This is a genomic window from Rhodococcus sp. MPR-R1B (assembly GCF_058793255.1).
In genome coordinates this window covers 1-23,325 of the sequence record NZ_JBXAFO010000034.1, presented here as the reverse complement: position 1 = coordinate 23,325, position 23,325 = coordinate 1, and the positions used below count along the sequence as shown (strand labels likewise).

21 protein-coding genes are annotated in these 23,325 nt (G+C 63.1%); 6 read left to right on the top strand and 15 right to left on the bottom strand.

The annotated features are described in order from the left end of the window. Position 1: 1 nt before the first annotated feature. The 9 genes from rnc to AC1Q61_RS29195 all read right to left on the bottom strand — a co-directional run bounded on the left by rnc (position 2) and on the right by AC1Q61_RS29195 (position 11,246). A complete protein-coding gene (rnc, locus tag AC1Q61_RS29235) occupies positions 2-775 on the bottom strand; it encodes a ribonuclease III (protein ID WP_003942759.1) in 774 nt (257 codons plus the stop codon). Between the two features lie 19 nt (positions 776-794). Continuing rightward, positions 795-977 (bottom strand): 50S ribosomal protein L32, encoded by a 183-nt coding sequence (rpmF, locus tag AC1Q61_RS29230; protein ID WP_007729318.1) that lies wholly within the window; start codon positions 975-977, stop codon positions 795-797. Positions 978-979: 2 nt separating this feature from the next. Beyond that, a complete protein-coding gene (locus tag AC1Q61_RS29225; RefSeq protein ID WP_007729319.1) occupies positions 980-1,540 on the bottom strand; it encodes a YceD family protein in 561 nt (186 codons plus the stop codon). Positions 1,541-1,729: 189 nt separating this feature from the next. After that, on the bottom strand, positions 1,730-2,491 hold the full coding sequence (locus tag AC1Q61_RS29220; protein ID WP_003942696.1) for a DivIVA domain-containing protein: 762 nt from the start codon (positions 2,489-2,491) through the stop codon (positions 1,730-1,732). Between the two features lie 131 nt (positions 2,492-2,622). Then, positions 2,623-3,117 (bottom strand): pantetheine-phosphate adenylyltransferase, encoded by a 495-nt coding sequence (gene coaD, locus AC1Q61_RS29215; protein ID WP_003942776.1) that lies wholly within the window; start codon positions 3,115-3,117, stop codon positions 2,623-2,625. After that, positions 3,114-3,680 carry a 16S rRNA (guanine(966)-N(2))-methyltransferase RsmD gene (rsmD, locus tag AC1Q61_RS29210; RefSeq protein WP_030535425.1) on the bottom strand — a complete coding sequence of 189 codons (567 nt, stop codon included), beginning with the start codon at positions 3,678-3,680 and terminating at the stop codon, positions 3,114-3,116. Before rsmD ends, coaD begins: the two co-directional genes overlap by 4 nt. Next, on the bottom strand, positions 3,677-7,081 hold the full coding sequence (locus tag AC1Q61_RS29205) for a pyruvate carboxylase (protein ID WP_042924446.1): 3,405 nt from the start codon (positions 7,079-7,081) through the stop codon (positions 3,677-3,679). The genes rsmD and AC1Q61_RS29205 overlap by 4 nt, the downstream gene beginning before the upstream one ends. Positions 7,082-7,201: 120 nt before the next feature. Then, complete coding sequence (recG, locus tag AC1Q61_RS29200; RefSeq protein ID WP_003942757.1) at positions 7,202-9,463, bottom strand: ATP-dependent DNA helicase RecG; 2,262 nt, start codon at positions 9,461-9,463, stop codon at positions 7,202-7,204. Between the two features lie 73 nt (positions 9,464-9,536). Further along, positions 9,537-11,246 (bottom strand): DAK2 domain-containing protein, encoded by a 1,710-nt coding sequence (locus tag AC1Q61_RS29195; RefSeq protein ID WP_003942755.1) that lies wholly within the window; start codon positions 11,244-11,246, stop codon positions 9,537-9,539. Between the two features lie 333 nt (positions 11,247-11,579). Between AC1Q61_RS29195 and rpmB the strand changes: the two genes are divergently transcribed. Both rpmB and AC1Q61_RS29185 read left to right on the top strand, forming a co-directional pair. Beyond that, entirely contained in the window at positions 11,580-11,771 is a 192-nt protein-coding gene (gene rpmB, locus AC1Q61_RS29190; RefSeq protein ID WP_003942669.1) for a 50S ribosomal protein L28, read from the top strand. Positions 11,772-11,916: 145 nt separating this feature from the next. After that, positions 11,917-12,711 (top strand): enoyl-CoA hydratase-related protein, encoded by a 795-nt coding sequence (locus AC1Q61_RS29185; RefSeq protein ID WP_003942812.1) that lies wholly within the window; start codon positions 11,917-11,919, stop codon positions 12,709-12,711. Between the two features lie 66 nt (positions 12,712-12,777). Here the strand turns inward: AC1Q61_RS29185 and AC1Q61_RS29180 are convergent, their stop codons facing one another. Genes AC1Q61_RS29180 through AC1Q61_RS29170 form a run of 3 tightly spaced genes read right to left on the bottom strand, consistent with a single transcriptional unit; the run spans position 12,778 to position 15,011 of the window. Then, positions 12,778-13,449 (bottom strand): uracil-DNA glycosylase, encoded by a 672-nt coding sequence (locus tag AC1Q61_RS29180; RefSeq protein WP_020907272.1) that lies wholly within the window; start codon positions 13,447-13,449, stop codon positions 12,778-12,780. After that, the gene (locus AC1Q61_RS29175) at positions 13,449-13,970 is read right to left on the bottom strand and encodes a gamma carbonic anhydrase family protein (protein ID WP_007729328.1); all 522 of its coding nucleotides are present in this window, start codon (positions 13,968-13,970) and stop codon (positions 13,449-13,451) included. The genes AC1Q61_RS29180 and AC1Q61_RS29175 overlap by 1 nt, the downstream gene beginning before the upstream one ends. A 9-nt stretch (positions 13,971-13,979) precedes the next feature. Continuing rightward, entirely contained in the window at positions 13,980-15,011 is a 1,032-nt protein-coding gene (locus AC1Q61_RS29170) for a thiamine-phosphate kinase (RefSeq protein ID WP_080961221.1), read from the bottom strand. A 77-nt stretch (positions 15,012-15,088) separates the two neighbouring features. Between AC1Q61_RS29170 and AC1Q61_RS29165 the strand changes: the two genes are divergently transcribed. Then, entirely contained in the window at positions 15,089-15,781 is a 693-nt protein-coding gene (locus tag AC1Q61_RS29165; RefSeq protein ID WP_007729332.1) for a DUF3515 domain-containing protein, read from the top strand. Here AC1Q61_RS29165 and AC1Q61_RS29160 read toward each other — a convergent pair whose 3' ends face one another. From AC1Q61_RS29160 to AC1Q61_RS29150, 3 genes are all read right to left on the bottom strand, one after another. Further along, the gene (locus AC1Q61_RS29160) at positions 15,782-16,888 is read right to left on the bottom strand and encodes a D-alanine--D-alanine ligase family protein (protein ID WP_042450837.1); all 1,107 of its coding nucleotides are present in this window, start codon (positions 16,886-16,888) and stop codon (positions 15,782-15,784) included. It lies immediately after the preceding gene. Between the two features lie 71 nt (positions 16,889-16,959). Then, positions 16,960-18,111 (bottom strand): cystathionine gamma-lyase, encoded by a 1,152-nt coding sequence (locus tag AC1Q61_RS29155; protein WP_042925741.1) that lies wholly within the window; start codon positions 18,109-18,111, stop codon positions 16,960-16,962. Beyond that, complete coding sequence (locus tag AC1Q61_RS29150; protein ID WP_003942670.1) at positions 18,108-19,106, bottom strand: NAD(P)H-dependent glycerol-3-phosphate dehydrogenase; 999 nt, start codon at positions 19,104-19,106, stop codon at positions 18,108-18,110. Before AC1Q61_RS29150 ends, AC1Q61_RS29155 begins: the two co-directional genes overlap by 4 nt. 126 nt (positions 19,107-19,232) lie before the next feature. Between AC1Q61_RS29150 and cofC the strand changes: the two genes are divergently transcribed. The 3 genes from cofC to AC1Q61_RS29135 are packed head-to-tail and all read left to right on the top strand — an operon-like array spanning position 19,233 to position 23,221. Continuing rightward, complete coding sequence (cofC, locus tag AC1Q61_RS29145) at positions 19,233-19,982, top strand: 2-phospho-L-lactate guanylyltransferase (RefSeq protein WP_080552786.1); 750 nt, start codon at positions 19,233-19,235, stop codon at positions 19,980-19,982. Between the two features lie 51 nt (positions 19,983-20,033). Beyond that, a complete protein-coding gene (locus tag AC1Q61_RS29140) occupies positions 20,034-22,277 on the top strand; it encodes an RNA degradosome polyphosphate kinase (protein ID WP_003942685.1) in 2,244 nt (747 codons plus the stop codon). Between the two features lie 17 nt (positions 22,278-22,294). Then, complete coding sequence (locus AC1Q61_RS29135) at positions 22,295-23,221, top strand: bifunctional NUDIX hydrolase/histidine phosphatase family protein (RefSeq protein ID WP_007729338.1); 927 nt, start codon at positions 22,295-22,297, stop codon at positions 23,219-23,221. Positions 23,222-23,325: the final 104 nt, after the last annotated feature.

Genomic DNA, 23,325 nt, shown 5'->3' with positions numbered 1-23,325 from the left:
CTCAGCCGGCAAGATCAGGCGTGTCGTCAGCAGCGACTGCGGTAGCAGCGGCATTCTCCGACATCGTCTTCCATGCCGAACTTGCTGCCTTCTGCTCGGCTTCCTTCTTGGAACGACCGACACCGACACCCAAGGGTTTGCCACTGATGAGAACGGTGGCCGTGAATTCCTTGTCGTGATCGGGTCCGGTGGCGGTGATCTCGTAAACGGGAACTCCGGCACCGTGTTCTGCGGTCAGTTCCTGCAGACTCGTCTTCCAATCCAGACCCGCGCCCAGAAGCGGTGCGCGAGTGAGGAGATCGTCGAACAGATCGAGGACGACGCGTCGCGCAGTCTCGATGCCGTGCTGCAGGTGGATGGCGCCGAGAATCGACTCCATACCGTCGGCGAGAATGGACGGCTTGTCACGGCCGCCCGTCATTTCCTCGCCCTTACCCAGCAGCAGGTGTGCTCCGAGTCCACCTTCACCCAGAGTCCTGGCAACCTCGGCGAGTGCATGCATGTTGACCACGCTGGCACGGATCTTCGCCAGATCACCTTCGGATTTGTCCGGGTGGGACAGGTAGAGATTTTCGGTCACCGTGACGCCGAGAACGGAATCCCCGAGGAACTCGAGGCGCTCGTTCGTGGGCAGTCCGCCGTTCTCGTACGCGTACGAGCGGTGCGTGAGAGCCAGGGTCAGAAGACCGGGCTCTATATCTACGCCGACAGCGGCGAGGAGCTTGTCGTGATTGCCCTCGCCGCCGGCGGCTGAAACTGTATTTTCGCTCGTCATAGTCTTTCTCCGGGGAGAACTAGACAGCAGCGGTTACCTGGCGGCCCTTGTAAGTACCGCATGACGGGCATGCGATGTGGGGAAGGGTCTGCTCGCCACAGCCACGGTTGGGGCAGGTAACGAGGGTGGGCACAGTGGTCTTCCACTGGCTACGACGCGACCGCGTGTTGGATCGCGACATTTTGCGCTTGGGGACAGCCACTTCTACTTCTCCTCGGCTTCGGTGATCACAAGATTTTCGCTGGTGTTTGATTCCACGCCAAATTTGGCCGCGAGACCAGCCCAGCGAGGATCAAGTATGTCATGCCCATGCCCAGATTCCGCAATCGCCAGGCGAATGCCACATTCTGAGCACAATCCCAGGCAATCGTCACTGCACAGAGGCTGGAGCGGAAGCGCCAGCCCGACTGCATCGACGATGACTGGTTCGAGGTCGATTTCGTCGTCTTCGACCGCGTAGACCTCTCCCTCTTCCGTCGTCTCCTCGGTGGTGCTGTCCGGGTAAGCGAACAACTCCGTGAGATAGATGTCCACGGTGTCGGTGAAAGGTTCAAGGCACCGCGAGCATTCACCCTTGGTGGGTGCGTGCACGTTTCCGGTGACGAGAACGCCTTCGGACACTGCTTCGAGACGAAGATCGAGATCTATGTCCGCGCCCGCTTCGATCGCGATCAGATCGAGACCGATACGGTTCGGGGACTGAATTGTTCTCTCGACGGTACGCATCGACCCTGGACGACGACCGAGCTTGACCGTGTCCAGCAAAAATCCCGCATCACTTGACTGATGCGACGAACTACGACGATGCGTTGACAAAGAGAACTCACCTAACTGTTGAAACTGGTATGGGCAACCACTCCACAATACGGCAGCTACAAGGCAAATCCCAATTCGATCCACGAAAAAGTGGGCCGCCCCATATCGGACGACCCACCCTCGACTGACTTGTCTGCTCTATCGGCGCCGCTCGGAACGACGATCGTCGTCCTGGTAATCGGGAACTCCCGAACCCGTTCGAAGCTGTTGACGACCACGCCCGACCGACCGAACGGTCCCGGTGAGGAACTCTTCGAACTCGGCCAACTTGGTGTCCACGTACAGGTCACACTCCGAACGCATCCTGTCGGACTCGGCATGAGCGGCGTCGATCACTCGCGCGGATTCCGCGTGAGCGGACTGGACAACCTCGGTCTGCGACACCAGACGAGCCTGCTCCGCCGTTCCCTCCGCCACCGAATGTTCGTACGAGGCCTGGCCGGACTCGATCATCCGATCGGCCTCGGCACGCGCCCGTCCGGTGACGGCCTCGTACTCACGACGGCCGTCGGTGACGGTCCGTTCCGCTTCTGCTTCGGCGTCCTCGACCAACTGATCGGCGTGCGCACGCGCTTCGGCAACCATGCGATCGGCCTGAGCCTTGGCATCGGACAGAATCCGGTCGGCGTCGTCGCGTGCGTTCTCCACAGTCGACGTTGCCTCGGCATTGGCGCTGCTGACCGTCTTCTCGGCGTTTGCTCGCGCGTCACCGACCAATTTGTCGCGATGATCGAGGACGTCCTGAGCGTCGTCCAGCTCGCTCGGAATTGCGTCCCGGACGTCGTCGAGTAGCTCGAGTACGTCACCGCGAGGCACAACACACCCTGCGGTCATGGGAACACCGCGCGCCTCTTCGACAATTGCGACCAGTTCGTCCAGTGCCTCGAATACGCGGTACACAAGCAACCCCAATCTCTACCGGCCGAAATCGGCCCACATCGTCACCGGTCCACTCGGACCTGTGCCCGTTCCTGTCCAAGTTTGCCGGAAGAACGGCCAACGGGGTGTCGTCGTGGTCGGTGTGTCGGGGATCAGCTGTTTTCGGCTGCTCGCTCGGCGATACGTGCGAGTAGCCGAGAATGCACTTTGGCCGGCAACATGTCGGAGACGTCGCCGCCGAAAGTCGCGACTTCCTTCACCAGAGAACTCGACAGGTAGCTGTACGTCGGATTCGTGGCGACGAACAGTGTGTCGACGCCCGTGAGCTTCTGATTCATCTGAGCCATCTGCAGCTCGTAATCGAAGTCGTTCGCGCCGCGCAGACCCTTGACGATCGCGCTGAGGCCTTCTTGTTTCGCGTAGTCGACCAACAATCCGTGCCACGACGTGACGCGAACGTTGGGCAGGTGACTCGTCGCGTCTTCGAGCATCTCGATCCGCTCGTCGATCGTGAACATGCCACGCTTGCTCTTGTTGATCAGCACGGTGACCACGACCTCGTCGAATTGCGCAGCAACTCTTCCGATTACGTCGAGGTGACCGTTGGTCACAGGGTCGAAGGATCCGGGGCAGACGGCGCCAGTCATGAGTCCAGACCGTAGCAGGTGGCCAGCTCGATGCGGGCTTCACCGTAGTTCTTGGCCTTGATCGGCTCGTAGCCCTGAGGCCACACGGTCTCCGGCGAGCGCGACGATCGTTCGAGTACCACGATCGTGCCCTCCCCCACCCATTTGTTGGCCTGCAGATCGGTGAGCATGGACACGACGGCCTCGTCGGTCACCGCATACGGTGGGTCCGCGATCACGATGTCGTATTCACGCGCGCTCGGACCCGAGACCACGGCCGCAACCGGAGCGGCGCGAACCGTCGCCCCAGGCAACGCGACAGTGCCGATGTTCGCCTTGATGACGGCAGCAGCCTTGGCATCCGATTCCACGAGAACAACGTGCTCGGCTCCCCGCGAGAGCGCCTCGAGGCCGAGAGCACCCGAACCCGCAAAGAGGTCGAGAACCGCGCACCCTTCGAGATCGATGCGCGCTTCGAGAGCACTGAACAGCGCCTCACGAACCCGATCCGACGTCGGACGGGTGCCGCTCGGCGGGACTCGCAGGCGTCGACCGCCCGCGAGTCCCGAGATGATGCGTGTCACTCTGCGGCGCTCTCCCCCGTCGAGACGACTACCAGCAGGTCTCCGCCCTCGACCTGTTGGACGGCGCTGATCGCGATCCGAGAGACGACGCCGGCGCGCGGCGAGGTGATCGCCGCTTCCATCTTCATTGCTTCGATCGTGGCCACGGTGTCGCCGGCCTCGATCTTCTGGCCTTCCTTCACCGCGAGCGTCACGACGCCCGCGAACGGTGCAGCCACGTGGCCCGGGTTGTTCTTGTCGGCCTTCTCCGCCACCGGTACGTCACTGGCAATGGAGCGATCGCGGATCGAGACCGGGCGCAATTGACCGTTCAGGATGCACATGACAGTGCGGTAGCCGCGCTCGTCGGGCTCGGAGATCGCTTCGAGACCGATGATCAGCTCAACGCCGGGAGCCAACTCGACGCGGTGTTCGTCGCCGCGCCGCAAACCGTAGAAGAACTGGTTCGCCGAAAGCCGCGACGTGTCACCGTACTTCTCGCGGTGTTCGAGGAATTCCTTTGTCGGGCCGGGGAACAGCAGACGATTCAGCGTCGCCTGACGGTCCTTCGACGAGCCCTCGAGCAGCACCTCGTCCTCAGCGGACAACGTCGCTTCGGGCTTGGCCTGGCCACGTCCTTCGAGTGCCTTGCTGCGGAACGGTTCCGGCCAACCACCGGGAGGCGTACCGAGTTCACCGCGCAGGAAGCCCACCACGGAGTCGGGAATGTCGAACTTCGCCGGATCTGCGGCAAACTCCTCCGAAGGCACGCCGGCGCCGACAAGGTGGAGGGCGAGGTCGCCGACGACCTTCGACGACGGCGTCACCTTCACGAGATGCCCGAGCATGCGGTCCGCGTCGGCGTACTTGGCTTCGACCTCTTCGAACCGGTCGCCGAGACCGAGAGCAACGGCCTGGGTCCGGAGATTGGAGAGCTGGCCGCCCGGAATCTCGTGCGTGTACACACGTCCCGTCGGCGCCGGCAGTCCGGATTCGAACGGCGCGTACACCTTTCGCAGCGCCTCCCAGTACGGTTCGAGGTCGCACACGTTCTGCAGGTTCAGTCCGGTGTCGAACTCGGAGTGCGCGGCAGCGGCGACGATGGCCGAGAGCGCAGGCTGACTGGTGGTTCCGGCCAGTGCCGCCGAAGCACCGTCGACTGCGTCGGCGCCCGCCTGCCACGCGGCGAAATACGTGGCCAACTGTCCACCGGGGGTGTCATGCGTGTGGACGTGAACCGGAAGATCGAAGTTGCTGCGTAGCGCCGTCACGAGCTTGGTGGCCGCCGGAGCGCGCAGCAGGCCCGCCATGTCCTTGATCGCGAGCACATGAGCGCCCGCATCGACGATCTCTTCTGCCAACTTCAGGTAGTAGTCGAGCGTGTACAGCGTTTCGTTCGGATCCGACAGATCGCCGGTGTAGCTCAACGCCACCTCGGCGAGAGCCGTTCCGGTCTCACGCACCGCGTCGATGGCAGGGCGCATCTGGTCGACGTTGTTGAGCGCGTCGAAGATTCGGAAGATGTCGATGCCGGTGTCGGTGGCTTCCTGAACGAATGCGCGCGTGACCTTTTCGGGATACGGCGTGTAGCCCACCGTGTTTCGACCGCGAAGAAGCATCTGGAGGCAGATGTTGGGAATCGCCTCACGCAGTGCGGCAAGCCGGTACCACGGATCCTCGTGCAGGAAGCGAAGTCCCACATCGTAGGTCGCGCCGCCCCAGGCTTCGATCGAGAGCAGTTCCGGCGTCAACCGCGCAACGTGCCCGGCAACTCCGAGCAGTCCGCTGGTTCGAACTCGCGTGGCCAACAACGACTGGTGCGCGTCACGGAAGGTGGTGTCGGTGACGCCGACGGCCTTCTGCTCACGCAGTGCCTTCGCGAAACCTTCGGGTCCGAGTTCGAGCAGGCGCTGACGGCTACCGGCAGGAGGAGGCGTCGAAAGATCGATCTTGGGCAGCTTGTCCTGCGGGTACACCGCCGAGGGCCGCTCACCGTGAGGCTTGTTGACCGTCACATCCGCGAGGTAGGTCAGGATCTTCGTGCCGCGGTCTGCCGAAGAACGCAGAGTCAGCAACTGAGGACGTTCCTCGATGAAGGAGGTCGTCACACGTCCGGCCCGGAAGTCCGGGTCGTCGAGAACCGCCTGCAGGAACGGAATGTTGGTCGAGACACCACGAATGCGGAACTCGGTGACCGCGCGGCGAGCTCGCGCCACAGCGGCTTCGAGGTCGCGACCGCGACAAGTGAGTTTGACCAGCATGGAATCGAAGTACGCTCCGACCTCGGCGCCGAGTGTGGCGCCACCGTCCAAGCGGATACCGGCTCCGCCCGGGGTGCGGTACGCGGTGATACGGCCGGTGTCCGGGCGGAATCCGTTTGCCGGATCCTCGGTCGTGATGCGGCACTGCAGCGCCGCGCCGCGAAGCTTGATCGTCTCCTGTGACAGACCAAGTTCTGCAAGCGTCGAACCGGACGCGATCTTGAGCTGCGACTGGACCAGGTCCACGTCCGTCACTTCTTCGGTGACGGTGTGCTCGACCTGAATTCGCGGGTTCATCTCGATGAAGACGTGGTTGCCGCGCTTGTCGAGAAGGAACTCGACGGTGCCCGCGCACGTGTATCCGATCTCCTTCGCGAAGGCGACGGCGTCGGCACAGATCTTGGCGCGCAACTCTTCCGAGAGATTGGGCGCCGGAGCGAGCTCGATCACCTTCTGGTGGCGACGTTGCAGCGAGCAGTCACGCTCGAAGAGGTGGATGACGTTGCCCTGCTCGTCGGCGAGGATCTGCACTTCGATGTGCCGCGGGTCGATGACGGCCTGCTCGAGGAAGACCGTCGAATCGCCGAAGGCCGATTCCGCTTCGCGCGCTGCGGCTTCGATCGATTCCTTGAGCTGTGAGCGCTCCGCAACACGGCGCATTCCGCGCCCACCGCCGCCTGCGACAGCCTTGACGAAGAGCGGGAAGTTCATGTCCTCGGCGGCTGCGAGCAACTCGTCGATGTCCGCTGACGGCTCCGAAGACGCGAGCACCGGGAGACCGGCGGCCTTTGCCGCTGCGATGGCCCGAGCCTTGTTTCCGGTCAACTCGAGGATCTCGGCGGACGGGCCGACGAACTTGATGCCTGCCTCGGCACACGCCGCCGACAAGTCCGGGTTCTCGGAGAGGAAGCCGTAACCGGGGTAGATGGCGTCGGCTCCGGCGCTCTTGGCGGCGGCGACGATTTCCTCGACCGAGAGATACGCGCGAACGGGGTGACCCTTCTCCCCGATCTGGTAGCTCTCGTCTGCCTTGAGACGGTGGATCGAATTCCGATCCTCGTACGGGAACACCGCGACGGTTCCGGCACCTAGTTCGTAGGCGGCGCGGAAGGCACGGATCGCAATTTCGCCGCGGTTCGCGACGAGCACTTTGGAGAACATTCGAGAAAACTACCCCGATTTCATCTTGCGTCTACATGCGGAGTCTCATATTTCGGACTGAATCGAGAAACCAACCCGGCGGTCCTCGTGCTATTCGATTTCAGCTTGTCGTCATACCCTTCACGACTTCTCGAGGTACTCGATCCGGTCGGAGTCCAGGGCAGCGGTCACCATGGAAGCGAGGGCGGGATGACCGTCGAGCGACGGATCGGAGTCGACGATTCCCTGAGCGAACTCCCTGGCGGACTCGAGGATGTCTCCATGGGCCATGAGGGAAAGCAGCCGCAGATTCGAGGTTGTGCCCGACTGCGCCGCACCGAGGATGTCTCCTTCACGTCTGGTCGCGAGGTCGAGTTGAGCCAGTTCGAACCCGTCGTTGGTCGCTGCCACCGCCGAGAGCCGCTCGTACGCCGGCCCCCCGGGATTGCTTCCGGTGACGAGGATGCACAGTCCCTGGTGTTTCCCTCGACCGACGCGGCCACGCAACTGATGGAGCTGACTGACGCCGAACCGCTCGGCGTCGACGATCACCATCACCGTCGCGTTCGGAACGTCGACACCGACTTCGACAACGGTCGTACAGACGAGGACGTCGATGTCACCGACGTTGAACGCGCTCATCACCACGTCCTTTTCGTCGGAAGGCAGTCGACCGTGCAGCAACCCGACTCGCAGATCGGCCAGCGGACCACTCGACAGCTCTTCGAAGACGTCGACCGCCGACTTGGTCTCGGGCTGCTTCTCCTCGGTGAACTGATCTTCGCCTGCACCCTGCTCGCCGTCACCGATCCGCGAGCACACGACATACGCCTGACGGCCGTCGGCGACGTCCTCACGGATTCGTTCCCATGCGCGATCGACCCACTGCGGCTTCTGCTTCGCGGGCACGACACTGCTCTTGATAGGGGTTCGCCCACGTGGAAGCTCTCGCAGGGTCGAGACCTCGAGGTCGCCGAGCACGGTCATGGCGATGGTTCGCGGAATCGGCGTTGCCGTCATCACCAGCAGATGCGGACTCAGTCCTTCACGGGCACGTGATCGCAACTGATCACGTTGCTCGACGCCGAAGCGGTGTTGCTCGTCGACGACAACCATGCCGAGGTTGAAGAACTCGACGTTGTCCTGAATGAGCGCATGGGTACCGATGACGATCCCGGCGTCGCCGGTCACGGCTTCGAGCAGCGCTGCGCGCTTCGCAGCGACAGGCAGTGAGCCGGTAAGAAGGGCGATACGGGTGGAATGTTCGGCAGAACCGAGTTCACCACCTGCAGCCAGCGAGCCCATCATCTTGCGCAGTGATCGCGCGTGCTGATTTGCCAGGACCTCGGTGGGTGCGAGCAACGCGCACTGATAACCCGCATCGACGACCTGCAGCATCGCGCGCAGAGCCACGATCGTCTTGCCTGACCCGACCTCGCCCTGAAGAAGGCGGCTCATCGGGTGTGGGCGGGCAAGGTCGGTGGAGATCTCCTCCGCGACTGCTTGCTGTCCCTCCGTCAGAGTGAACGGGAGCATCTCCTCGAACTGGTCCGCGATCCCGCCGGCGACCGGAGCGCAGGCCGGAGCCACACGCTCGGAATTGTCGTGACGACGCATCGCGAGGACCAACTGCAGAGACAGCGCCTCGTCGAAACGCAGACGATCCTGTGCTCGTTCGATGTCTTCCTTGGTATCTGGCAGGTGAACGGTGCGCAGCGCCTCGTCCAAACCGATGAATCCGTGCTCGGCCCGAGTCTCGGCGGGCAACGGCTCCTCGATCGGATCGAGTTGGTCGAGCACTTGCCGCACGCACCGCATGATGGTCCAGCTCTCGACCTCGCGGGTCGCCGGGTACAGCGGGATCAACGCGCGGTCGAAGACGGACAGATCGAGTTCGGCGCCGGGATCCTGATTTGCGCGAGCCAGGCCCGCAAGGTCACCGGCTCCCTTGATGGATGCAAGCGGAACTACCGAATCCTCTTCGCCGACACGAGGTTCCGGGAGAATCAGGTAGCTCGGATGAGTGAGAGACCACTTGCCGCGGAAGTACTTCACCGTCCCGGAGAACATCGCCCGAACGCCGGGCTTGATGACGTGCCGCACCTTCTGCGGGTTGAAGAACGTGACGTCGACGGTCTGCGAATCAGTCGCCAGCGATACTCGCAACATCTGCCCCGGACGGTTCTTCATCTTCACGACGGCGGCCGACGCCACCCGCGCGATGATGGTGATGTGCTCACCCTCGGGCGGCTCCTTCTCGGCGAGTTCCTTGCCTGCCGACGCGTACCGGTGTGGGTAGTGACGCAGCAGGTCCTCGACGGTGCGGATCTCGAATGCCTCGTCGAGCGCGTCCGCGGTCTTCTTTCCCAGCAGCCGATCGAGTGGGTCGGCGAGCGTCGCCATCAGTTCCTCCAGCACAGTGTCGCGGTAAGCACATGTGTTCGTATATCAGCAGTCACCGACAGACCAGGTTCGATCACTCCACACCCAACTGGAACAGGTCACCCGGCTGATCACCCTGATAGACGAGCACGTCGACGCCCGGGTGGTGCGCGACGACGTGCGCCTCGAGCTGCCCGGCCAGGTCGTCCGGCGCGTCGGCGCCCATGAGTAGGGTCACGAGTTCGCCGCCGGATCCGAGCGCGAGGTCGACCAGTCGCGCACTCGACTCCGCGACGTCGGGACCGATGAGCACCACCTCGTGCCCCATCAGACCGATCGCGTCACCCGGATCACATGTCCCGACGTAGGTCAGCGAACGCTCGACCGCGATCCGCAACGATCCCCAGCGCGTGGCGGCCGCCGCCTCGGACATCGTGAAGCCGTCGTCGGCGACGTTGCGCTGAGGGTCGTGAACGGCAAGTGCTGCCAAGCCCTGGACCATCGACGACGTCGACAGCAGCAGAACCTGGTGAAGCGGATCGCGTGCAGCGGCACTGACTGCGACGAGTTCCTGCGCGGTCAAAGCTCCGTTCGGAAGCACCAGAACTTCGCTGCGTTCCATCTGACGAATGCGGCCGAGCAGTTGTGCGCGTGTCACCGGCGCATCGTCGCACCGAAGAACCGTCGCACCCTCACTCTCGAACAACGCCGCCGCGCTGTCACCGGCAACGACGGCCAGTACGCCGCGCGCGCCGGCCCCGGGGAATCGCCTCTCCGCCCGTGCCACCAACTGGTCGCGTTCGTCGACGAGAAAACTGCTGATGCGAATACCGTGCACCTTCCCGGCCTCGAGGCCGGCTTCCACGGCTGCACCGGCATCGCAGCAATGCACGTGCACCGACCAGCCGCCGAAACCGTCGCTGACGATGACCGTCGAATCTCCGAGGACGGACAGCCGCGTGCGCAGCGCCGTCATGCGATCGTCGTCGGAGTCGTCGACGAGGTACATGACCTCGAAATCCTGTTCCGAGTGATCACCACATTCGATCGGGCTCTTGTGAGCCCAATCGTGATCGAATGCGCTGACGTCGACAACTGCGCTCGACCTCGGGTCCGGCGTCCCCAGATCTTCGCGAACCTGCGGCTTCCCGGTCAGCACCTCGACAAAGGCGTCGAGGATCAGAACCAGACCGAATCCCCCGGCATCGACCACCCCGGCGGACGCGAGAACGTCCAGTTGCTCCGGCGTCTTGTTCAGTGCGACCGCAGCGGCATCGGCAGCGGCGGCAACCACGGATGCAAGATCCTCGCCGCTCGGTGTCCTGGTGTCGACGCACTCCTGCGCTGCTTCTCCCGATGCACGCAATACCGTGACGATGGTGCCTTCCACCAGATCGGAGACAGCCCGAGAGGCCAGCGTCGTCGCCGTGGTCAGCGAGTTCGCGAAGCTACGGCCGTCGATGTGCTCACCTTGAACGCTCTCGGCGATGCCCCTGATCACCTGGGAGAGGATCACTCCGGAATTACCGCGAGCACCGGACACGGCGCCCCGAGCCAGAGCGTTGGCGACGCGGCCCGCACTGCGGACGTCGTCCTCGATCGTCTCGGCGGAATCGAGTGCAGCCCGCATCGTGAACAGCAGATTGGTGCCGGTATCCGAATCAGGGATGGGAAAGACGTTGAGGCTGTTGATCTCACCGCGACGTTTCTGGAGGCTGTCGACCGCCCGGCGGGCCCAGCGCCGCAGCAGATGTCCGTCCGCGACGGATTCCGCTTCCTCGGCGACGCGTTGCACTTCCCCCACTGACGGTTCCCCTCGACGATGGAAAGACTGACGATGAAAAAGAGATCGGTGATCGGTGCAGTCGAGGGTAGTCCGACGCTTCTGCGCAACCGTCATTACCGGGCGGTTTGGCCATTCGGGCCGGAAGCGGTTACTCTTACACGGTTGCCTCGAACGGGCTACACGAAATAATGCTGCACTTTGTTTGTTGCTGATTGACTGTTTTCACGTTCGACTGCACAGTGAGCGGTCAAGGATCGGTTCGAAGTCGAGTATATTCGGATTGTAATTCTGGCTGCCCTACCGTGTAGGGTAACCACTTCAATATTCATTTCTAACAAGGAGTTCGCGACTATGGCTGCCGTCTGCGACGTATGCGCCAAGGGGCCCGGCTTCGGTAAGTCGGTCTCGCACTCGCACCGGCGTACCAATCGTCGCTGGAACCCGAACATTCAGTCTGTTCGTACCGAGGTTGCCCCGGGTAACACCCGTAAGGTCAACGTGTGCACCTCCTGCCTGAAGGCAGGCAAGGTCGCTCGGGGCTGATTGCCCGAGCACAAACTATTGCAGGCTCTGCCCCCGTCACTTCGGTGACGGGGGCAGAGCTGTATCTATGTGGCTGTATCTATGTGGCTGTATCTATGTGTCCCCGTGTTTCGTATGGCTGTCGGACACCCGTAATGTGCGTTGAGTGACTTCCATCGATGACCTGAGCAAAGTGACCCTCGACGAGGGCGTACTCCGCATCACCATTTCCACCGCCGCCAACGGCACCTCCCTCGACGACGAAGGACTGGTTCAGGGCGCGCAGGCGCTCGAGACAGTCGGAAACGACATCGGGAGCATCCTTCTGGTCGGCGAAGGCGCAAACTTCTGTGCCGGCGGCAACGTCCGTGCGTTCGCCGCAGCCCCTGACCGCGGCGAGTACGTCGCCGAGGTTGCCCGCGTCTTCCACGTGTTCGTTCGCGCGCTCGACGCTGCGACCGCTCCAGTGGTGGCCGGGGTCCACGGATGGGCTGCCGGCGCCGGAATGAGCCTGGTCTGCCTCGCCGACGTCGCAATCGGCGGCACCGGCACCAAGCTTCGCCCCGCGTACCCCTCCATCGGTTTCACCCCGGACGGCGGAATGTCGTGGACGCTTCCACGCATCGTCGGCGTGGCACGCGCTCGCGAGATTCTTCTCAACGATTCGGTGATCGGTGGCGACGAAGCCGTCCGCCTGGGGATCCTCACCCGACTCGTCGGTGACGACGAGGTCCAAGAAGAGGCAGCTCGCCTCGCCCGCGCTCTGGCCAACGGACCGAGTACGTCGTACTCGGGAATCAAAGCACTGCTGCGTTCGTCGCGGACGAACTCGCTCGCCGAGCAACTCGACGCCGAAGCCGCGTCCATCGCCATCGCAGCGAACAGCCCGATCGGACGCGAGGGCGTCGACGCGTTCGTCGACAAGCGTCGGCCCGATTTCACTTCCGCAAAGCAGGCCTAGTCAGCTGGCATGCCGAATGTCGTGTCACGACGTTCGGCATGCCGGGTGAGTGCAGACGTTGATCGATCAGCCCAGATTCCAGTCCACCGGGTCAGCTCCGAGTCCGGTCAAGAGTTCGTTCGCACGACTGAACGGGCGCGAACCGAAGAACCCGCGCGAAGCCGAAAGCGGTGACGGGTGCGCTGATTCGATGATCGGTGTGTCGCCCAGCATCGGCGCGAGAGTGGCCGCGTCACGACCCCACAAGATCGCCACCATCGGTGACGACCGCGCCACCAAAGCGCGGATAGCCTGCTCGGTCACCGGCTCCCAGCCCTTCTTACGATGAGAAGCGGCTTGACCCGGCTGCACAGTGAGTACGCGATTGAGAAGCAGCACACCTTGTTTCGACCACGGCGTCAGATCGCCGTTCGGCGGTATCGGCAACCCGAGATCCTGGTGATACTCCTTGTAGATATTACCGAGACTTCGCGGAACCGGCCGCACGTCCGGGGCAACCGAAAAGCTCAACCCGACAGCATGACCGGGCGTCGGATAGGGGTCTTGACCGACGATGAGCACCCGAACGTCGTCGAACGGATTCGTGAATGCACGCAAGACGTTCTCTCCCGCAGGCAGATACTCCCGTCCCGCAGCGATCTCTTCGCGCAAGAACTTACCCATCGCGGAGATCTGCTCCGAGACCGGTTCGAGTGCCCGCGCCCACCCTGGATCGACGATCTCTGCAAGCGGCGCCATCAGTCGAGCCTGCGCAACGCGTCGCGGTAGTACGCCGCATTGGCTGCGTACATCTTGACGTTTCCGTCGAGGTGGCCGAGCGGAACTTCGTATCCCGCACGGACCTTGGCGGGCACACCGAGTGCCATGCTGCGCGGGGGAACCTGCATCTTGTTGGCCACCACCGCACCAGCGGCGACGATCGACCCCGTCCCGATCACCGTTCCGTTGAGAACAACTGACCCCGACGCGATCAGGCAATGGTCCTCGATGGTCGATCCCTCGATGTGCGCGTTGTGGCCCACGACGCAACCGGAACCGATGACAGTCGCGTCGATGGCGGTGCAATGGATGACGGTTCCGTCCTGGATGTTCGATCCGATTCCCACCGAAATGGTTCCGTAGTCACCACGCAATACCGCTTGCGGCCAGATCGAGGTACCCGCTGCGAGAGTCACGGCGCCGATCACCACCGCGTCCGGGTGGACGTATGCGTCCGGATGAATGTCCGGAACTCTGTCTCCAAGTGCGTATACAGCCATGAAAGCAACCTATACCGCGGTGGTACCGGTGGTCGAAAAGCTGTGCCAGCCCCCGCCGCTCTCGCGAAGCGAACCGTCGACGCTCACGCCCGAACCGGCGGCAACCTCACCGATCACGATCCAACCCGACGGAATCTCGACCTCAGGCCCGAAAGTTGCTGCGAATCCGTGATCTTCACCACCGGAGAGGATCCAGTCCAGCGGATCGACGTCGAGCGCCTCGGCCGCCGATGCGACATCGGGTGAGGTCGGAACCGCAGCCGAGAAGATGTCGAACCGCGCGTGCGAGGCCTCTGCGAGATGTCGAAGATCCGCGATCAATCCGTCGGACACGTCCGTCATGGAATGTGCTGATTCTGCGGCGTCCCATGCCGATTGATACGGAGGATTCGGAACGCGATGGGAGGCAAGCAAATCTGGAAAGTTTGCGGGCTTGTCGAGCAGTACGGCTTCGTCGAGCAGTAGTGCCAACCCTGCTGCCGAGCAACCGAACAACCCGGCGACCGCGATCTTGTCACCGATCTTTGCTCCCGAACGCAGAACTGCCGCACGGCCACCGAGATCGCCGAGCACGGTCACCGACACCACGATCACCGGTGACTGGACCAGGTCACCGCCGACCACACCGGCACCCAGATCGGTTGCCGCGTCCCAGATTCCCGCGGAGATTGCGTCGACCACGTCGACGGGTGTCGAAGGCGGGCACCCCAGAGACACCGTGAAGGCCGTCGGCCGCGCTCCCATCGAGACCACATCAGCAGCGTTCTGTGCCACTGCCTTCCGGCCGATGTCGCGTGGTGAAGACCAATCCATTCGGAAATGTCGACCTTCGACCAACATGTCGGACGAGACAACCACACGGCCGTCTCCGGAAGTCACGATGGCGGCATCGTCACCCGGCCCCAATTCAGTGGTGACCGGTTGGATTCGGCCGAGAAGAGATCGCGCGATCACGTCGAACTCCCCCACCTGCTCGACAGTGGGCTCCGACCCGAACTCCGATGATGCAGTGAACTCCGATGATGCGATGAGTCTCTCCAATGCCGACGCAATTCGCTCGTAAGCGGCCTGCGGTACCTTCTAGCTGTGGTCGTGAATGCTTCTGCAAGCTCACGCGTGTGTCGGCAATCCTACCGATTCACCGACATGCTCTCAGAAGTGACAAGACCGCTGATCGACTGGACCAGGACCCGAGCGAAGAACTGAGCATGGCAGAAAACACCTCCACCGCAGACAACGCCGACATCGACCCCGACGGCGACGACGATCCGTCAGAGCGCCGCAGTCCGGCGCTGATCGCCACCGCCATCGCACTCCCGGTAGCCCTGATCGTCGGAGTAGTGATCGCGGCCGTCGTCGCGGGAAACAACGCTGAACTCTCGCCGGTTGCATTGGGACCCGTGCCGGCACCGGCAGCGGAGTCGCCGGCCTGCGTTTCCCTTCTCGGCGCGCTCCCCGACAAGATCGACGACTTCACGAAAGCCGAATTGGTAGAACCTGCTCCGGCCGGTGCGGCAGCGTGGCAGCGCAGCGAAGGAGAGCCGATCGTCTTGCGCTGCGGACTCGACCGTCCGTCCGAGTTCGACCAGGCTGCAGCACTACAGGTCGTGAACGGTGTCCAGTGGTTCCAGGTCTCGGGAACCGACATCGGTTTGGCGGCGAGCACTTGGTTTGCCGTAGACCGCGGTGAATACATCGGTATCACGATCCCCGACGGGACCGGTCCGACGCCGATTCAGGAAATCTCCGACACCATCACGGCGACTCTCGAACAGAAGCCTCTCGACCCGGCGCCGGTCGCGGTTCCCTGATCAGCGAAGGCCGGTGCCGCGAGCGACGGCGGTGTCGACCAGAGTCGAAATCAAAGTGCGGTAATCGATTCCGGTGGCGTTCCACATCTTCGGGTACATCGAGATGGAAGTGAACCCGGGCATCGTGTTGATCTCGTTGATCACCGGGCCGTCAGCCGTGACGAAGAAATCGACCCGCGAGAGTCCCTGGCAATCGAGTGCCTTGAACGCGCGGACAGCAAGCTCTCGAATCTGGTCGCTCACCGACTCGTCGAGTTTCGCGGGGATGTCGAATTCACAGACGTCGTCGAGGTACTTGGTGTCGAAGTCGTAGAACGCGTCCGAATCGGCGTCGGAATCCGGCATCCGGATCTCGGCGACCACACTCGCCTTGACGTCGCCGTTCGGGAATTCGAGGACGCCGCATTCCACCTCGCGGCCGATGATCGCGCCTTCGACGATCACCTTGGGATCATGCAGGCGTGCATGAGCGATCGCCCCGTCCAGACCGTCCCAATTGCTCACCCGAGTGATGCCGATGGACGAGCCTCCACGAGCGGGCTTGACGAAAACCGGAAGGCCCAATTCCGCCTTCTGCTCTTCGGTCAGCGTTGCGGTTCCCGGTCGAAGCACGACCTGCACTCCGACGGGAAGTCCTTCAGCAGCAAGAAGCTTCTTCGTGAACTCTTTGTCCATGCCGGCGGCGCTGGCCAGAACTCCGGGTCCGACGTACGGAACCCCGGCAAGTTCGAGCAGACCCTGGATCGTGCCGTCTTCGCCGTAAGCCCCATGAAGAACGGGGAACACGACGTCGACCGACGCGAGCACAGCACCGGCGTCGGAGCCGTCGAAGGAGATGACCTCGCCCTCGCGGGTGGGGTCCGCGCTGAGGACCACCGACGTTCCGTCTTTGTCGACCGACGGCAGCGCGCGCCCGCTGATCGCGAGGGAACTGGGGTCGCTCGAACCGAGCACCCAGGAACCGTCGACGGTGATGCCGATCGGTACGACGTCGTACCGATCGGGGTCGAGGTTGCTCAGGACGCTTCCGGCGGAAACACAGGACACTGAATGCTCATTGCTCCGGCCACCGAAGATCACGGCCACGCGGGTACGACTGCTGTTCACGCGTCAAACCGTACCGCCGAATCGACTGCGGCACGCGATCGGGCCGGACCGATTTCGTCGACCCGGCCCGTTTACGCGTCGAGTGCGCGCTCGATGTCGGCCAGGAGATCGGCGGTGTCCTCGATGCCACAAGCGATTCGGACAAACCCCGCACTGACCGGATCGCCCCAGCGCGCACGGCGATCCGCCGTCGTGTGGATCCCGCCGAAGCTGGTAGCAGCCGTGACGAGAGCGCTCGCTTCGACGAACGAGTGGAATGCCTGAGCCGAATCCAACTCGACGCTCACCAATCCACCGAATCGATTCATCTGACCGGATGCCGTTGCATAGGACGGGTCACCGCGAAGGCCGGGGTAACGAACGGACCGGACTGCTTTGTGATCCACCAACATCTCGGCAAGCGCCAGCGCGTTGTCGCACTGACGCCCGAATCGCAGGCCTGCCGTGCCGAGACTCCGGTGCGCAAGCCACGTCTCGAAGGGGCCGAGCACCGTTCCCGAGAGAAGTCGCTCACGCTCGATTTGCCGACTCACCGCCGTATCGGAGGTGGCGACGTAACCCATCAGGAGGTCACTGTGCCCGCTGAGAGCCTTGGTACCGCTGGCCACCACGACGTCGGCACCCAATTCGAGCGGGCGCTGACCCAGCGGTGTCGCGGTCGTGTTGTCGACGATCAGCAGCGCACCCGAACGGTGGCACACGTCGGCGAGCACGCGAAGGTCGACCACGTCCAGCACCGGGTTGGACGGCGTCTCGGCGACGACGACCACGCGGCCCGGTGACGCGTCGAGCAGATCTACGAAGCTCGCGTCGCCCATCTGCAGAGTCGAAACCTCGCGAACGGTGATTCCCAACGGCGCGAGGCGCTCGTTCGCGTACAACCGCACTTGGTAATACCCGTCCGAGGGCACGACGACGGTATCCCCCGCGACGAGGACGCTGCGCAAGGTAGCGGTGATCGCGGACATCCCCGATCCCATGACGAGGGCGTGGTCCGCTCTCTCGAGCGCCGCGAGCGCGGATTCGAGTCCGCGCCAACCCGGGTTCGATGCACGTGCATAGGTATCGGACTCGGAACCTTCGTCCGCCGAAAGTTGGTACGGCGCAGCGAATATCGGGCCCAGTTGCATGGGCTGACCCGCGGCGTGTTCGCGCGCGACGGCGCTCACGCTGCGCGTCGAATCCCCGTAATCCTCGAAGCGACCCACACCGATTTCACTCATTCCGGCTTCGTCCGGCGTCCGAGCAACTGACCGATCGCATCGCTGACGGCCATGCCTTCGTGGCACACCCGGTGGACCGCGTCGGTCAACGGCATCTCCACGTCGTATCCGGCAGCGAGTGCGCGTACCGACGTGCACGACTTCACGCCCTCGGCGACCTGACCGTTGGTTGCCTTCTGTGCCGACTCCATCGACCCGCCTCGTCCGAGCCGCTCTCCGAACGTCCGGTTTCGCGACAACTCGGACGTGCATGTCGCTACCAGGTCACCGACACCCGCCAAGCCTGCAAGAGTCGACGCCTTGGCGCCGAGCGCAACGCCGAGACGAATCGTCTCGGCGAGCCCACGGGTGATGATGCTGGCGACCGTGTTGTCGCCGAATCCACTGCCGGCGGCCATGCCGCAGGCCAGCGCGATCACGTTCTTACACGCACCACCGATCTCGCATCCGATGACGTCGGAGTTGGTGTACGGCCTGAAATAGCCGGTAGCACAAGCATCCTGGAGAGCGAGGGCACGCGAGGAATCCGAACAGGCGATCACCGTCGCCGCGGGTTGCCCGCCGGCGATCTCGTGTGCAAGATTCGGGCCCGAGAGCACCGCGACGCGCCCCGGTTCCACGCCGGTCACCGACACGATGACCTGGCTCATGCGCATGAGCGTCCCGGTCTCGATACCCTTGGCCAGACTCAGCAGAGTCGCATCGGGCCCGATCGAGCCTTTCCACTGCTCCAGGTTTCCCCGTAGCGACTGCGAGGGAACCGCCAGCACGATGAAGTCAGCACCTGCCATCGCCTCCTCGTGGTGGTGGGTCGCGCGAATCGACGAAGGCAAAGCAATGCCTGGCAGATAGTCGCTGTTCTCGTGCGTGGTGTCGATGCGCTTCGCGACCTCTTCACGCCTGGCCCACATCGTCACGTCGGTTCCGGCCTCGGCCATCACCTTCGCCAACGCCGTTCCCCACGAACCTGCGCCCAATACAGCTGCCTTACTCACACGCTCACCCCGTCTACCCGGCGAAGCGGGTCGCCGCCAGAAAAATCGTCTGCACAGAGTATCGCCTGTGGTGCACTGCGGTGGGCAGCCGCGGACACCGAGCGTGATGACTGGCAAGATCGAGGGATGGACAGCGCGGAACCCCCGTACCCACACGCCGTGGAGACACCGCATGCGCGCACGGAGATCGAACGCCCCATGCATGCGATAGTGGCCGTCAAGTCCTTGAGATCGGCCAAGTCCCGCCTCGCGGGCGAACTCGACTCGGACGCGCGTGCAGACCTCGTGTTGGCCATGCTTCACGACACCCTCGCCACAGTTGCAGCCGTCTCGGCCATCGACAGCGTCACAGTGGTCACCCCAGACCCCACCGTTGCCGCCCTTGCATATTCCGTCGGCGTGACGGTCTACGCCGATCCAGCTCCCGACGGCGCCCGAACCAACGGCGCAACACCGCGCACGGAGGAAACCCTCAACGCGGCGTTGAGTGCAGCGGCCGCCGATATCCGAGCCAAGCGCGGAGTGGTCGACCTCGTTGTGCTGCAAGCCGACTTGCCCGCCATGCAACCGAGCGAACTGACGGAAGCCGTGGCCGCGGCCCGAAGCGGCGGACGTTCAGTCGTCGTCGATCACCACGGCACCGGCACTTCCGCATTGTTTGCGTGCGGCGAAAGCGCGCTCGACCCCCGGTTCGGGCCGGAATCCGCACTTGGACATGCCAATTCAGGCGCTCGTCCACTCAACGGCCAATGGCCGGGACTGCGCACCGACGTCGACACCCATGCCGATCTCGGCACTGTGCGAGCACTGGGAGTAGGCCCCGCGACATCGGCTTCGTTGACCAGACTCAAGGCCACGCCGTCGAACAGTCGATGAATTTTCTTTCATCGATTGTCGGACCGCGCGATTGTGGGGGATGATCGACGAGTGAGCAATGGCGAAGCACTCGAAAACCGTATTTCCGAAGACCAGTCGGACGGAGACCACAGCTCCGGCCGGCACGAGAACGGCGCGGCCACCTCGCCGCGATCTCAGGCCGTCGCGGTCGCCACCAACATCCCGGGCGCTCCCCCTGCAGCTACCAAGGCAGAGCTACCCGAATTGCTCGTCGGACTTCCCGAGGATCGTTACCTCAACCGCGAACTCAGCTGGCTCGATTTCAATGCCCGTGTTCTCGCATTGGCCGCCGACGAGTCACTGCCGTTGCTCGAACGCGCAAAGTTCCTCGCCATCTTCGCTTCCAATCTCGACGAATTTTTCATGGTCCGGGTCGCCGGACTCAAGCGCCGCGACGAGACGGGACTGTCGGTCAGGTCCGCCGACGGCCTCTCCCCACGCGAACAATTGGCGCTCATCGCGCGTCGCACCCAGGAACTCGCCGACAAGCACGCACACGTGTTTCTCGACTCGGTCCGCCCTGCCCTGGCGGCAGAAGGCATTTCAATCGTTCGATGGGCCGACCTCAGCGCCGACGATCACGGCCGACTCTCGGCGCATTTCCACGAGCAGGTCTTCCCGGTACTGACGCCGTTGGCAGTCGATCACGCTCACCCGTTCCCCTACATCAGCGGGCTGAGCCTCAACCTCGCCGTGACGGTGAAGGACTCCGTCACCCGCGGCGAACACTTCGCTCGCGTCAAGGTTCCCGACAACGTCGGCCGGTTCGTGCGAGTCAAGAGCACGACATCTTCGTCCACCATCGATTCTTTCCTCCCGATGGAAGAACTGATTTCGGCTCATCTGGACGTGCTGTTCCCTGGAATGGAAATCGTCGAACATCACGCTTTCCGAATCACACGCAACGCCGATTTCGAGGTCGAAGAAGATCGGGACGAGGATCTGCTGCAGGCACTCGAACGTGAATTGGCGCGTCGTCGTTTCGGTTCACCCGTTCGCCTCGAAGTTGCCGACGACATGACCGAGCACATGCTCGAACTGCTTCTGCGTGAACTCGACGTCGATCCGGCCGACGTGATCGAGGTTTCCGGTCTCCTCGACTTGTCCTGCCTCTGGCAGGTTTACGCCGTCGACCGCCCCGCTCTCAAAGACGCTCCGTTCGTCCCGGCAACGCATCCGGCGTTCGGTGAACGCGAGACTCCGAAGAGCGTGTTCTCGACCCTGCGCGAAGGCGACGTGCTCGTCCACCACCCATACGACTCGTTTTCCACAAGCGTTCAACGCTTCATCGAACAGGCCGCCGCCGACCCGCAGGTGCTCGCGATCAAGCAGACCCTGTACCGCACTTCCGGCGACTCCCCCATCGTCAATGCACTGATCGACGCCGCCGAAGCGGGCAAGCAGGTTGTCGCGCTGGTGGAGATCAAGGCCCGCTTCGACGAGCAGGCCAACATCAAGTGGGCACGCAAACTCGAGCAGGCCGGCGTTCACGTCGTCTACGGTCTCGTCGGTCTCAAGACTCACTGCAAGACGTGCCTCGTCGTCAGACGAGAGGGCTCGACCATTCGTCGTTACTGCCACATCGGCACGGGCAACTACAACCCGAAGACCGCGCGCATGTACGAGGACGTCGGATTGCTCACCGCAGCACCGGAGATCGGTGCAGACCTCACCGACCTCTTCAACTCGCTGACCGGATACTCCCGAAAGACGAGCTACCGCAACCTTCTCGTAGCGCCGTACGGAGTTCGCCGCGGGATCATCGAGCGGATCGACAACGAGATCGCTCACAAGCTTGCAGGCCGCGATGCCGGTATCCGCTTGAAAGCCAACGCATTGGTCGACGAGCAGGTCATCGACGCGTTGTACCGCGCGTCCAAGGCCGGTATCCCCGTCGAGATCGTGGTCCGCGGAATCTGCGCGCTCAAGCCGGGCGTTCCCGGCCTCAGCGAAAACATCGAAGTACGTTCCATTCTCGGACGCTTCCTCGAACACTCGCGAATGTTCCACTTCCGCTCGGCCGACGAATTCTGGATCGGCAGCGCAGACATGATGCACCGCAACCTCGATCGCCGCGTCGAGGTCATGGTGCAGGTCAAGGACCCGAAACTGTCGAAGCAACTCGGTGACATCTTCGACTCCGCGCTCGATCCCCGAACTCGCTGCTGGGTACTGCATCCGGACGGGAGTTGGGTCGCTGCCCCCGAACGCGGTGAGGACGTACGTGAGCATCAACAGTCGTTGATGCGCAGCCGCACCGCCAGCGGGTCTTGACGGGCTCGGATCACACAATGAGCGACAAGCCGGTCAAAGCCAACATCTTTGCCGCAGGCGCGGTTCTGTGGCGGAAGGCTCCTCAGGATCCTTCCGCCATCGAGATCGCCGTCGTACATCGACCGAAGTACGACGACTGGTCATTCCCCAAAGGAAAGCTCGATCCCGGCGAGACCTTCTTGACCGCAGCAGTTCGGGAGGTCCGCGAAGAGACCTCGATCACCGGACGTTTCGGAAGGCACCTCGGTGGCGTGACGTACCCGATCCCGGGACATCGCAAACTCAAACGGGTCGAATACTGGTCGGCCGAAGCAGTGGACGGAGATTTCGGGCCGAATAGCGAAGTGGATGTTCTCTATTGGCTTCCGGTCACCGAGGTCGCCGATCATCTTTCCTACCCGATGGATCGAATGATTCTTCGCCGCTTCGTTTCCCTTCGGCCTGACACGAAAACGGTATTACTCGTCCGCCACGCAAAAGCTGGGAGCCGTAAGCGATACAAGGGCGACGACAATGTGCGTCCACTCGATGCCAAGGGCAAAGAGCAATCCGCCGCCTTGGTCGAACAGCTGAAAATCTTCGGAGCCGATTCGGTTTTCGCGGCTGACCGTACGCGCTGCATCGACACTGTGATGCCATTGGCGGAGGCATTGGGTGTAGAGATTTCGACGGAACCTCTTCTGACCGAAGAAGGTTACGAGGCCGATCCCGACGCCGCCAGGGCGCGTGCGCTGCAGATCGCCGCGCTGGAGGGCACTCCCGTAATCTGCAGCCAAGGAGGCGTCATCCCCGATTTAATGCGCTGGTGGGCTGATACGGCCGGTGTAACACTGCCCTCGGCGCGCAACCGTAAGGCGAGCACTTGGGTGCTCTCGTTCCTCGACGGCCGTCTGGTAGCCGCGGATCACCTCGACAGCCCGCTCCCCAAAGTCGCCAACTCCTGAGGGATTTGGACCAACCGACACCCAGCTCGATTCGGTAGTTTTGCAAAGCACTGAAACACAGGAGAATTCACACTTCTCCCAGACAGCAAAAAAGAGGTGGGGGG